General features: G+C 45.8%; 11 protein-coding genes. 6 read left to right on the plus strand and 5 right to left on the minus strand.

Annotated elements, in window-relative coordinates; genetic code table 11:
* Positions 1-131: 131 nt before the first annotated feature.
* The 5 genes from J4N42_RS22045 to J4N42_RS22065 form a co-directional block, all read right to left on the minus strand.
* Positions 132-878 (minus strand): GntR family transcriptional regulator, encoded by a 747-nt coding sequence (locus tag J4N42_RS22045; protein ID WP_252032531.1) that lies wholly within the window; start codon positions 876-878, stop codon positions 132-134.
* Between the two features lie 76 nt (positions 879-954).
* Entirely contained in the window at positions 955-2,190 is a 1,236-nt protein-coding gene (locus J4N42_RS22050; RefSeq protein WP_252032533.1) for an L-lactate MFS transporter, read from the minus strand.
* 70 nt (positions 2,191-2,260) lie between these two features.
* Complete coding sequence (locus tag J4N42_RS22055) at positions 2,261-3,214, minus strand: PfkB family carbohydrate kinase (protein WP_252032535.1); 954 nt, start codon at positions 3,212-3,214, stop codon at positions 2,261-2,263.
* Positions 3,204-4,226: an ADP-ribosylglycohydrolase family protein gene (locus J4N42_RS22060; RefSeq protein ID WP_252032538.1), complete on the minus strand. Its 1,023-nt coding sequence runs from the start codon at positions 4,224-4,226 to the stop codon at positions 3,204-3,206. Before J4N42_RS22060 ends, J4N42_RS22055 begins: the two co-directional genes overlap by 11 nt.
* Positions 4,227-4,299: 73 nt before the next feature.
* On the minus strand, positions 4,300-5,583 hold the full coding sequence (locus tag J4N42_RS22065; protein WP_252032541.1) for a nucleoside permease: 1,284 nt from the start codon (positions 5,581-5,583) through the stop codon (positions 4,300-4,302).
* 365 nt (positions 5,584-5,948) lie between these two features.
* Between J4N42_RS22065 and J4N42_RS22070 the strand changes: the two genes are divergently transcribed.
* The 6 genes from J4N42_RS22070 (at position 5,949) to J4N42_RS22095 (ending at position 12,512) form a co-directional block, all read left to right on the plus strand.
* On the plus strand, positions 5,949-6,635 hold the full coding sequence (locus tag J4N42_RS22070; RefSeq protein WP_252032544.1) for a hypothetical protein: 687 nt from the start codon (positions 5,949-5,951) through the stop codon (positions 6,633-6,635).
* Positions 6,636-6,699: 64 nt separating this feature from the next.
* Entirely contained in the window at positions 6,700-7,473 is a 774-nt protein-coding gene (locus J4N42_RS22075) for a hypothetical protein (RefSeq protein ID WP_252032546.1), read from the plus strand.
* Between the two features lie 213 nt (positions 7,474-7,686).
* A complete protein-coding gene (locus J4N42_RS22080) occupies positions 7,687-9,756 on the plus strand; it encodes an alkyl/aryl-sulfatase (RefSeq protein WP_252032547.1) in 2,070 nt (689 codons plus the stop codon).
* Between the two features lie 85 nt (positions 9,757-9,841).
* On the plus strand, positions 9,842-10,333 hold the full coding sequence (locus tag J4N42_RS22085; RefSeq protein ID WP_252032549.1) for a hypothetical protein: 492 nt from the start codon (positions 9,842-9,844) through the stop codon (positions 10,331-10,333).
* Between the two features lie 72 nt (positions 10,334-10,405).
* Positions 10,406-10,897, plus strand: a complete 492-nt coding sequence (locus J4N42_RS22090) for a DUF3299 domain-containing protein (protein ID WP_252034136.1) — start codon at positions 10,406-10,408, stop codon at positions 10,895-10,897.
* Positions 10,898-11,189: 292 nt separating this feature from the next.
* A complete protein-coding gene (locus J4N42_RS22095; RefSeq protein WP_252032552.1) occupies positions 11,190-12,512 on the plus strand; it encodes a hypothetical protein in 1,323 nt (440 codons plus the stop codon).
* Positions 12,513-12,548: the final 36 nt, after the last annotated feature.

The raw sequence follows: 12,548 nt of genomic DNA on the forward strand, positions 1-12,548 counted from the left end.
TGAGTATGTTTCAGCGGTTAAAATGGTGATGTGATTAGATGATAATAGATACACGTACTGCCACTATCGCAGAGACATAAACAAAAACGGCCCTCATACTGAGGGCCGTTTTTATCAATAGAGCTAACGACTTATGAGTCTTCGCTGACGAATACATACATATCACCGCGACAGCGATTGATACTGTATTCGATAGGTTTGCCACTTTTATCAAACGCTGTTTGTTCGATGAGTAACACTGGTACACTTTCTTCAATATTCAGCTTTTGCAGAAACTCTTCCGTGGGCATTTTCGCTGATACTCGACTTTGAGTTCGGGTTGGCGAAATATCTTGGCTGCGGAAGTAGTCGTACAGTGATAACTGGATTTCATCCGGATCTTTAATCAGCTCAGCAGGGACATAAGATTCTTCAATCGACACCGCTTGTTCATCAATGTATCGCACGCGCTTAAGCAGGAACACTTGATCGTTTTCGGCAATATTGAGTGTTTTGGCGATCTCAGCCGAGCAAGGCACAACGTCTTTTTTAATCCAAAGAGTGTCGGGCTTTTTACCTTTCAACACCACTTGCTGGGAAAAGCCTGTCGCTTCCTTGCCAGAATACTCGACCGTTTCACTGATCATGGTTCCTAGACCGCGCGAGCGAACAATTACGCCTTCTTTATCAAGTACATCCAGCGCTTTTCGCACCGTAATGCGTGATACTTTCAGCACCTCGCTCAGCTCTCGCTCTGTGGGGATAAAATCCCCGCCTTTGAGAATTTGCTGCTCAGTCGCCAATTTTACTGAATCTGAAATCTTGAGATACAGCGGCGACTTATCCTTATTCTGGATACGAGTTTGAATCAGTTCTATCAGCGGCTGGTAGGTAGTCATAGCGTTCTTGTTATTGCCAAGTATTTGAGAAGTATACCTTATCGTATGTCGACCTCAAACAACGTAGCTTTCGCTTCTAGGCATTTGTTTTTGCCAATTCCGGCATGGGTTCCGTTGCTTGAGACGATATCGGTTTCACGGCCAGTGTTAACGCCGCTGCCACTGCAACTAATACAGCGCAAATTATATAAGCAAGCGCATAACTGCCACGGTTATCGACCGACCAAGCCGCCAGAATAGGTCCAATAAACCCACCAATGCCCCACGCGGTATACAAAATCCCATAGTTGGTGCCAAAGTGCTTCAAACCATATAAATCGGCCATAATGGAAGGGAAAACCGCCAGTAACGTACCGTAACCTATTCCAGCTAACGCTGCGCCGACCATTAAGCTTGATGAACTGACAAACTGACTAAACAGTCCCATGTTCAAGACCTGTAAAGTTAAAGCGATACCGAGCGTTTTCAGCGCACCAATGCGGTCGCTAAGTAACCCTGAAACCAAGCGCCCAGCCGAGTTAAAGATAGAGAGCGTTACTACCAAGTAAGCACCTTGCATGATATTGGCTTGCTCCACCGCGATAGAGGTAATGTTCGCAATGATCATCAGCCCTGCCGCCGCGCCAAACGCGTAAGTAATCCACAATAGGTAAAATTGCTTAGTCGCCAACATGTCACGCCACTCAAATTGACGCACGGCCACAAGATTAGCCGCTTGCTTAGCAGAGGAGTTAGCCTCAGTAGGAACATAGCCTTGAGGGGGATTTTTGATGGTACACGCCAATGGGAAAGCAATCGCAATTAGCCCTACCCCAAGCACTTGTAGGCTTATGGTTAAGCCAAACTCGACAATCAAATAGCTGGTTAATGGCGCGAGGTAAATCGCCGCTAAGCCAAATGCGGTAGCCAGCATGCCGTTTACCATGCCTTTACGTGAAGAGTGAAACCACTTCATCGCAGTCGGATTCAAACATGCATACGCAAATCCAATTCCGGCTCCGGTTAGCACTCCAAAGCTAAGGTTAAGATTCCAAGGTGTTAGCGAAAGGCTCGACAACAACATCCCTAATCCCGCAGTGAACGTACCCACCATTAATACTTTGTTTGGGCCAATCTTATCTTGAATGCGACCAGCGACCAGCAGTGCAATAGACAGCGTGATAATGGTAATAGTGTATGGCATTGACGCTTGGGTATTATCCCAGCCCAATTCCAGCAACGTGTTTTTAAACACGCTCCATGTATAGAGAACGCCAATACAGAGGTTAATCCCGCAGCCCGCTGCAAGGATAGATAATGCACGATTATTCATGGGGAGATCGTCGAGTTGAAAAAGCTAAAGAAAAGTAACCAAGCCTAAGAACTAGGCTTGGTAAATAGGGTTAGTACTGCTGAAGATAGTCCGTGATCTGCTCAACACTTGGCGCACAATCACCACCCACATGGCTGACCACATAAGAGGCAACCGCATTGCCAAGTAAAACAGCATCAGCCAGTTCCCAACCAGAACATAGGCCAGCCAACACACCACCAGCATGAGTATCACCGGCACCAATGGTATCGACCACATCAGCCTTAAATGGCGACACCGTACCGTGACCGTCTTGTACGCTAAATAGTGCACCGTCACTGTCGATACGCAGAATCAGCGGGCACTGGTAATGATCATACCAAGCTCTAACAAACTCTGAACTGTCTTCCATACCCAAGGTTTGCGCTTCTTGACGGTTGAGCGACACTATCGGTTGCAGCGCGATCAAACGTTTAAACGTGTTCGGCGTAATGTCCGCAATTCTAGGCCCAAAATCGACGAAGATATCCGTACTTTTCGGTAAAGTTTCCAGCCAAGATACCAGTACTTCACCACTTTGAGACGCTAACTGGTAGCCCGATAGATAAATCACAGCATCGTCAGCTAACGGCAACTGAGACAAGATCTCATGGCTCCAGTTGTTCTCTACGCCACTTACCGACAAAAACGTGCGCTCACCATCAGGCTCAACTAAGGCTAAACACCAGCCGTTATCCCCACTTGGATCGTCTAGACTGCTGGTTAAGCCTTTTTCTGCCATGGCTTCAGAAACAATATCAGCCCATTTTCCGCGGCCAATTGGCAACGCATTGACAGACTCAAGCCCCAGCTTTTTGATAGCAATCGCGATGTTCAATGCGCAGCCACCAACGTGAATGCCTTTTTCTTGCATCTCAATGTCGCCACCACGCTCTGGCAATGCTGGCGTTTCCGTCACGATATCAACCACTGCTGCGCCAATTAAGCACAGCTGACGTTGGTTGCTTAACGTAGGAATAAGCTTTACTAACGCGTTATGAGGCATAGGCTTGCTCCTTAATATCACGCAGTCTTAGGAACGTTTTGGCGTAACCGTCGAAATCGAGTTTGTTCTCATCATCCAACTGCTGCTTGAGTTGAGTGTCGATCGATTGAATGCCATTTAACGCACCGCAAATTGCCGTCGCCATTGCACCAATTGTATCCGTGTCACCTCCTAAGTTAGCACACAGAATCGCACAGCGATTTGGATCCGTTTGTGCCAGCTCTACCATCGCAATCGCAGCAGGGACAGACTCAATCGTGCTTACACCCGCACCAACTAAGTTATAAATTTTCTCCATACGCTCTTCCGTACCGCTGTTTTCAGAAGCCACACTCAGCGCCAGTTCAATACGCGCCCCCATAGACGCACTGAACGTTGTAATGTTCTTGTTCTGCGCCGCAATCGCAATCGCTGGGAGCTGGTCTTTGATCTCTTGCCAGCTATGACCTTCGACAGCTTTTGATACGGCCCAAGCGATCGCAACCGCACCTGAAATCGCCACATCGGATTTATGCGTCGGGCTAGACGCTAACGCGACTAAATCAATAAAGTCGTCTAGGTTGTTGGTTGGAACCAAGCACCCCATTGGAGACACACGCATTGCTGCACCATTGGTCACCCCATTGTTTTCAAGCTCACTGATTGCCACTCCTTCTTTGATAGCGCGCATCGCTGCTTTGGAGCTTGGACCAAAAATATTCTTGTTAAATGCGTCAAAGCCTTCCGCCCAGCTCAGTACATTACGAGCAATCACTTCAGGAACAATGTCACCATCACATTCAATGATTGCATCCGCTAAGGCGAGTGCCATTGAAGTGTCATCCGTGAACTGGCAAGCATCAAAATAGCAGGCTGCGTTATTCTCTTTTGGCCCAGGCAAAAAGCGATCGATCCAGCCAAAGTGGGCTTTTACGCGGCTTCTTGGCCATAGCTCCGAGGGCATGCCCATCGAGTCGCCAAGTGCTTGACCATAGAATGCACCGAGAATTTTATCTTGCTTACTTATATTCATCTTACTTCACCAAAAATACGTTTCGAAAACCCGCTCAGCCCCGTTACTCCAGATGCCGAGCAGGCAAATAGAGTTATGCTTGTGCTTTTTCTGAGTTAGACACGTCGTTTTGCTTATCGATATTGATCTCTTTGATTTCGCCATTCGGCTCACGGAAGAAGTACATAAAGATAACCAGAATCACTGCGATCATGATGCCGCCGAATCCCCACATACCAGCCCAGTCAAACGTTAGGCCATTTTGTGGTTCGTCATAAGCAAACATTCGTTCCATCAGCTCACCGCCGATGCGGTAACCCAACAAGCTACCAATACCCTGACAGCCAAGAGTGATAAGGCCTTGAGCAGCGGTTCTCATGTGCGCCGGTGCTTTCTTATCAACATAGATGTAAGCCGTTACGAAGTAGAAGTCGTAGCTCACACCGTGCAGCAAGATACCCGCGAACAACAATGAATATAGATACCAAGTTTCGACACTACCGTAGACAAAGAAACCATAACGAATTGCGGCAGTTGCAAGACCAAGCAATAGAACCTTCTTAATACCAAATCGTTTAGTAAAGAACGGCAGTGCTAACATAAAGAAGATTTCAGAGAACTGGCCGAGCGTCATCCAGCCTGTGGCATTGCTCATACCCACTTCGGTTAAGAAGCCATTGGCAAAGATGTAGTAGAACGCCAAAGGCATGCTGAACATGAAAGAACAAACGAAAAATGCTAGGAAGTTTTTATCTTTCAGAAGCACAATAGCATCAAGACCAAGCATGACTTTCAGATTCAGTTTGCCAGTACTTTTCGGTGGCGTATTTGGCAGCGTTAGAGCAAACAGACCCAATGCAGCCGAGCTTAGTGCCGTAATAATCAGTGGGATATTGCTTGAAGAGATATCACCATAACCTAACCAACCCGGAGCAAAGCCAATAGCAATACCAGAAGCGATCCAGCCAATAGTCCCCATCACTCGAATACGCGGGAAATCACGTTCTACGTCGTCGACATTAGAAAACGCAATGCTGTTGGTTAGCGCGATTGTTGGCATATAGGTTAACGAGTAGGCCAGCAATAGCGGGAAGAAGGTCGAAAACTCAGTGGCTTGCGCCGCCAAGTACATTAGGCCCGCCCCTGCTAACAACATGACAGATAAAACTTTTTGTGCAGGGAAGAAACGGTCGGTAATTGAACCTACCAAGATTGGCGACAAAATAGCGGCAATCGCCGTACACGCATACGACCATGCTATTTCCGTTGGCGTAAACCCATGAGTATTGAGTATTTGCCATAGAGGAACGAACCACGCTCCCCAGATAAACCATTCAATGAACATCATGAATGATAGTTTCATATTTGTTGATTTCATTTTTTAATCCTTTGGTACTGTAGGGTACGCAAAGAATGGTATTTTATTTGATAATACCAAAACAATACCATTGTGATTATTTTGTGATCTAACCTTCACTGTTTGATCTTTGCTTCTTAACTCAAAGTATAACCCTGTTTCAAGAATTCATAGCCATATCAAGCCCTTCCTTCCCACTCACTACCATCGACATAAACGCAGAAATAGTTTGTTTTTCACGGCCTGCAATATCACATTAATTACTCAAAGGACACGGTTGATATTTACAATAAAAATATCACCTATATTGCTCAGTGCATTTTTCATCCAATAAAGACAGGGCAAGATGGCAGCATGTTAAACAAACGCCTTAACAGGAATGACACATGAAAAAATCACTACTGACACTCGCTCTTTCTTCGATCGTACTTGTGACAGGCTGCTCATCAACGGACTCTGCCGACCAAGAACCACCGACACGTAAAGAAGAAATCATTGCTCAGATTCAAGAACACGTAGAAGAGTATGGTTTCGACCCTTTGTACGGTAAGCAAGCCCCTGGCGAGGTTCACCCAGACAATCCAATTCGCGACACCGAAACGATTGATGCCATTAAAGACTATGTAAAAAGCTTGGACCTCGATTATGGCTTCAGTGTCGATCCAGCAAACCCTGTAATGCCAGACAACCCAAGCCATAAGCTTGATTGGGAAGTGGAACATGAACGAACTGAACGTGAAGGCCTGAAGGATAAACCAACGGAGATCTATGGTATTTACGTCAATGGAGTACGAGTGGCCGAAATCGAGATGAAAGATGGCAGCGGCTTTATCACTACTTCTGAACATGGACCAGATGCACCACTAGCAACCATTGAACAAGTGGATGATTACAATGCGTACTACATCGATGGCATCAACGGCGACGAAGCCATCATTGCTCAAAAACCTGATGGTGAAGTCATTATCATTGACGGCGAGCGCATTCGAAATGCTTCTATCGATCGAAACCAAGTGAAGCATAAAGTGCAACAAACCAAACAAAAGATCAAAGCCAACCGCCTAAAAGGCTAATCCATATCAGCCGCTAAACATTACTTCATGGATAAAGTGACTCACTGAAATAGGACGTCATATCATGGGCTTTAACATCGCGTTAAAGCCCTATCTTTTGGTATCCACCGGAGATCTTGCTATGCGTATTCCTCGCGATTGGGCTAGTTTGTTTGCACTGACAGCACTGGCTTCGCCATTGGCTTTCGCCTCTTTCGACAACATCGATTTTGATGTCCAACTCTCACAGTATGAAGATCAGTACGTGGGGACGGTTGGCGTGAACTATGGGTTTACCAATAACCTGCAGGGCAGTGTGAGCCTAGATTCGGACCTGTATACCGAGCTAGGGCTGAGTTACGGTAAAGCCGTTGGTGATAAGTATTTCGAGGGCTACGGCCGTTTTGGTTTTGACGACACAATCGATATCTACGATTTAGGTGGACTTGCTGGCAAAGCGCTGTCTCATCAAACGTTTGTCTATTGGGATTCCTATTTACAACTGCGTTCACCTAAAGCGGACTTCAACATTCCACCGCTAAGTGGTGACAACCCCGAAGACACCGATCGACCAATCTCCCAACTTTACGACAATCAAATCGAATGGAAAAACAGCATAGCGGTGGATTACACTCCAGTAGATTGGCTGAGTTTAGGCATGAGCTATAACTTCGATGTGTTACTCACTGAGCACCACTATGAAGATAGCCTACGCGACAGCGTAGATGTTTCTGCATCATTCAACCTTCCTTATGTCACCCCTTACATTAAATACACACACGGTGAATATCGCGCAAGGCCGCAACAACCTGTCCCAAGCGAGAGCTATGCCGAGATCGGTATTTACTTTAATTTTTAGTGGGTTATTGCTTGTTCACGAGTAACTGATTCGCTCCGGTTCTCCATCAGATAAGGCTTGTCTCCTAGCCTTGATAACACCCATGATATTCACATAATAAATATCTGATTTACCCTTTGGATTAATGATAGAAATAACTTAAGCCTTTAAAGTTAACTACAGATGACTTGTGCAGACCGCACAGTCCACAAAAATAAATCTGTAGGAACTGTTATGAAAACTCAAATTCTTCCGATTTCCCTCGCTATCATGAGCAGCTTTGCAATGGCGTCCACCAGCACTGACTCTATCAACAGCGAGCTACCTACTTTTTCACCAGAATCTAAGCAGGCGACCGCAGTAACCAAAGACTTCAACGACTCACTGCGCACGTCGCTTAACTTCGCGAACTCAGTAGACTTCGAACTTGCTGACAAAGGATTCATCGCTCGCCAAGACAACTTAAAAATCATGAGCAAGGATGGTAAAAAAGTCGCGTGGGAACTCGGTAGCTACGATTTCCTACTACAAGGCAAAGACTTCGATAGCATTCACCCAAGCATGCAGCGTCAGGCAGTGCTAAACATGAAACACGGCCTTTACCAAGTACGTGACGGCATCTACCAAGTACGCGGCTATGACTTGGCCAACATCACCTTCATTCGCTCTGAAAACGGCTGGATTGTCTTTGACCCACTAACGATTCCAGAGACAGCAGAAGCGGCGTACGAGCTATTCAAGCAACACGCGCCAGAAGGCGACTTGCCCATCAAAGCAGTAGTATACTCACACTCTCATGCGGATCACTTTGGTGGCGTAAAAGGCATCGTATCTCAACAAGATGTCGATTCTGGCAAAGTGCAAATCATCGCACCTCGTGGATTCACTAAACACTCGATTTCTGAAAACGTACTTGCAGGTACTGCCATGTCTCGCCGCGTGTTGTTCCAATACGGCACATCGCTAGAGAAAGGTGCTCAAGGCCAAGTGGATGCTGCGATAGGTAAGTCGGTTGCTTCAGGTGAACTGTCTTTGATTGTTCCAACACTTGAAGTAGAAGAAGACATCCAAACTATCACCGTGGATGGCTTAGAAATGGTGATGCAAAACGCACCAGAAACCGAAGCACCTTCGGAAATGAACACCTACATCCCAGAGTACAAAACATACTGGGGTGCAGAGACAACCGTTGGCGGCCTGCACAACCTGTACACACTACGCGGTGCATTTGTACGTGACTCACTACAGTGGGCAGACGTTATCAACGAAGCGCTATACGAATTTGGTTTCAAAGCGGAAACCTTAATTGCCTCTCACTCATGGCCACGTTGGGGCAATGAAAATGTCGTCGATTTCCTTGAGAAACAGCGTGACATGTACGGCTACTTGCACGATGAGTCACTGCGCCTTGCTAACCACGGTGTAAGCATCAACGACATCCAAGATGAGTTCTACGTACCAGATGCGTTGTCAAAAGAGTGGTACCTACGCGGCTACCACGGCTCTTACCACCGCAACGCGAAAGCGGTACTAAATAAGTATCTTGGTTACTTCGACATGAACCCAGCGAACCTGATTCCACACAGCTCGAAAGAGTCGGCGAAGCGTTACGTGGAAGACTTTGGTACAGAAAGCATCATGAGCGCAGGCTTTAGAGCATTTGAGCGCGGCGACTACCGCTGGTGTGCAGAGATCGTAAACAAGGTGGTCTTCACCGATCCAGAGAACAAGCAAGCTCGATACCTACAAGCAGACTGTTTAGAGCAGCTAGGCTACCAAAGCGAATCGTCGGGTGAGCGTAATGTGTTCCTAGTCGGTGCAGATGAACTGCGTCGCGGAATCGTGAAAGGCGCTTCAACTAAAACGGCATCGGCAGACATGATTCAGAACATGCCTACTGAAGACTTCCTAAACTACATGGGCGTGCGTCTAAACGGTCCGAAAGCAGCAGAAGATGGATTTGAAATGCGTGCAAACCTAGTGATCACTGACGAGAAACAGAAGTTTGCGATTGAAGTGAAGAATGGCCGCATGAGCTCAATCGAAGGATACGATGTACGTAACCCGAACTTCTCGCTCACCATGGCACGCACAACATTCGACAAGATCTTAACTCAACAAGCAACACTGCAAGAGTTGATCAAGAGTGGCGACATCAAGGCAGATGGCAAGTTAGACAAACTAGCAGAGCTGACTCAGTACCTTGATAACTTCGAGATGTACTTCAACATCATCGAGCCACAAGACCACTCAGGCTATAGCTATGGACAATCTAAAACAGGTGAATCGCCAATCAACCGATAAGCCAATAATCCATAGACCCGCGATAGGGCCACGTTAGTGGCTCTATCCTCCAACGTTCGTATTCTGCTGATATTGAGGATCTAACATGAAACGCACTACCTTTGTTCTACTTTGCACTGCACTCACTACCACTTCAGTGGCTCAGGCTTGTGTCATGGATGGCATTGGTAGCGGCGCGTTAACCTCAGTTCCACCCCAAACATACAACGTCCAGTTAGCTATGTACCAAGCCTTGGATACTAATAAAATTACATCGATTCCAAGCAACAACTACGATCAAAAGTTCGCCGTCTTGATGTACCAGCTGCAACACCTTGTGGCTAAGAACCAAGATATGTTCACGCAAGATGGCGAATTTTTCTTTTTCGAATCCAGTAAGGGCCACTACTTCAAAATGGTGGTTAATCAAGGCAGCGCAAAAATCCTGCCTCACGAAGTACCTAAAGGCGAAAGCTTACAAGATGCGATTGTCACCGACATCGACGCATTAGGGGCTATCGTCAGCCAACAAATCACCCTACAAGACGCTATTGCATTAGGGGTATTCCATATCCCAGACACTATCCAGTTTGTATAACGTCTGCTGACTAAAAATTACTGAAAGCCGAGCCATGGAAAGCCTAAAAGAGAGATCACTCTTATGTTGAAAATACTGCGTAAATTCCTAGTTCTGCTGTTGTTCACTCCAGCCATATCGTGGGCAGATTCCTCCCAACTGCTTGAGTGGGTCGATTTAATCCCACAAGAAGTTAGAGCTGCTCAACAAGCGGCTATCGACATTGAAATCAACCACAACTCCGTCACCGCACAACCGCTTGCGGATGCAAAACTTAGAGACGATTTAAACAACCAACAAATTGCCATTTCTGGTTTTGTTATCCCATTAGAAGGCGACAGCGAAGTCGTGACTGAGTTTTTACTGGTGCCCTACTTCGGCGCTTGCATTCACGTACCACCGCCTCCTCAAAATCAGATTATCTACGTTAAAGACACAAAAGGCGTGTCGATCACTCAACTGTGGGATGTGGTGACTGTGAGCGGCACCATAACCACCAATTCTGTCAGTCACGATTTAGCCCAAGTGGGCTACTCAATGCAGGATATTCAAGTCGAACCCTACGGTGACCCGGATACCATTTAGGTTCGCCCCCGCATTTAGGACGCCTTGCGGGGATTTTTATTGCTGGCTGGATGCAAACTTTGGGTGCATCCAGCTTCTTCATAACCCAAATATTAATGGCAAGACGCTCACTCTAGATAAGGCGCTTGTACTAATCATTTTGTCTTTTCTGCCCGCACTACTGCTTCAGGGCTGTAATCATCAATGATATGCGTTGGGTTTATATCTGATAGCCCAATAAGTAATTTTTGACACATTTCACAATTTGGTATTTTGCTCTCGAATTTTTCAAGGTTTGTAGAGCAATACTGATATGACGAGCAATAAAGCATTACTAGCACTGATTCTCACTGGTCTAATTGTTGGGTGCAGTGACTCTGACGAAGCAACCGATAATCCAGAACCAACGCCTGAAAACCCGTTTGAAGGCCTAGAAGACATTGAGGCAACTCAAGTTCGTTTTATGGTGAAAGGTACGATATCTAACGCGTCGACGCAGTATTGTGAAGCTTTAGATGCTGAAGTGTATATCAATAACGCTGATGGAACCCTACTCGAAAGAGCAACGCTGTTAGATAACGCAGTATTGGAGCTAAAAGATGTGCCTGAATTCGGATTCATCACAACAAAAGAGCAATACTATTACAGTGAATACAACCAGCAAATAACCTTGGACATCGAGTATTCAAGCATTCAGAAGGAAGCCCTTTATTACAATGCGATTATAGTTGTAGACAGTGAGACCTATGAGGGAGACATTGGAGAGTGTTTTGATGTTCAAACCAAACCCGACGTATCTATCGACGAATCATACACGGGTTCTGCATATGTACCTGAATTTGAAGGCGCACCAGCAAATGCAATTGGCGATGATTACAATCGCTTCGCATTCACAGACTATGACCTCACACCACATACTATGTACGGCGTCAGCAACTCTAATGAAGTCACCATAGACACCACTATTACCAGCTATCTAATTAATGGTGACTTTAGCTTTATCGACGAAATTGAAAATCCAGTAATCAAACAACCTAATGGCGTTGTTTACAACTTATCGGAAAGCGACAACCCTGAGTTAGGTTACTTATATGCCCCATCTGAAGAAACCTTTGCGACAATGTCCGCCGAATTTTTAAGCGAGTTCTATAATGACAGTCTTCCGGGTGCATTTTCTGTAGAGCACCGTACAACACTTAATGATGGGCAATTTGACATCGACTTTCTCGACTCTTCGGCAATTTATGGTGTATATGTTGATGAAAACAATGCCATTGTTTTTGAGTCCGAACAGTTAGATCACTCTCTATTCGATTCACACTATGATTATTCGTTTGAAACTGATACTGAAGAAACCACATATGAGCACAACATCACTCAGGTGACCAAGGCAAACCAAAGCATAAAAGTCGCTCTCCCAGAACACTGGGATTTTGAGGCCAACTTTATTGCTTTCTCAGCTTCCGAGATAAGAGATGACCAACTGAGTCGTCCAACTATTATGTCTACCAGTGATGTAATGATCGACTGGACACATGCAACTGACACACAGATACAAAGCTACAATAACTCATTGTTAACAGAAATGATGACAGCACATGTGCTAGTAAAAGACCCTGATGCAGAAGCAAACTAGCTCACGTCTCTTCAGGGCAAACTCTGCTTGTTGTAT

Source organism: Vibrio sp. SCSIO 43135, assembly GCF_023716665.1.
Classification (GTDB): domain Bacteria; phylum Pseudomonadota; class Gammaproteobacteria; order Enterobacterales; family Vibrionaceae; genus Vibrio; species Vibrio paucivorans.

What these genes read in the sequence shown, in the direction of transcription:
- J4N42_RS22045 (WP_252032531.1), bottom strand. Translation starts at nt 878, where the DNA reads ATGACTACCTACCAGCCGCTGATAGAACTGATTCAAACTCGTATCCAG.
- J4N42_RS22050 (WP_252032533.1), bottom strand. Translation starts at nt 2,190, where the DNA reads ATGAATAATCGTGCATTATCTATCCTTGCAGCGGGCTGCGGGATTAAC.
- J4N42_RS22055 (WP_252032535.1), bottom strand. Translation starts at nt 3,214, where the DNA reads ATGCCTCATAACGCGTTAGTAAAGCTTATTCCTACGTTAAGCAACCAA.
- J4N42_RS22060 (WP_252032538.1), bottom strand. Translation starts at nt 4,226, where the DNA reads ATGAATATAAGTAAGCAAGATAAAATTCTCGGTGCATTCTATGGTCAA.
- J4N42_RS22065 (WP_252032541.1), bottom strand. Translation starts at nt 5,583, where the DNA reads ATGAAATCAACAAATATGAAACTATCATTCATGATGTTCATTGAATGG.
- J4N42_RS22070 (WP_252032544.1), top strand. Translation starts at nt 5,949, where the DNA reads ATGAAAAAATCACTACTGACACTCGCTCTTTCTTCGATCGTACTTGTG.
- J4N42_RS22075 (WP_252032546.1), top strand. Translation starts at nt 6,700, where the DNA reads ATGGGCTTTAACATCGCGTTAAAGCCCTATCTTTTGGTATCCACCGGA.
- J4N42_RS22080 (WP_252032547.1), top strand. Translation starts at nt 7,687, where the DNA reads ATGAAAACTCAAATTCTTCCGATTTCCCTCGCTATCATGAGCAGCTTT.
- J4N42_RS22085 (WP_252032549.1), top strand. Translation starts at nt 9,842, where the DNA reads ATGAAACGCACTACCTTTGTTCTACTTTGCACTGCACTCACTACCACT.
- J4N42_RS22095 (WP_252032552.1), top strand. Translation starts at nt 11,190, where the DNA reads ATGACGAGCAATAAAGCATTACTAGCACTGATTCTCACTGGTCTAATT.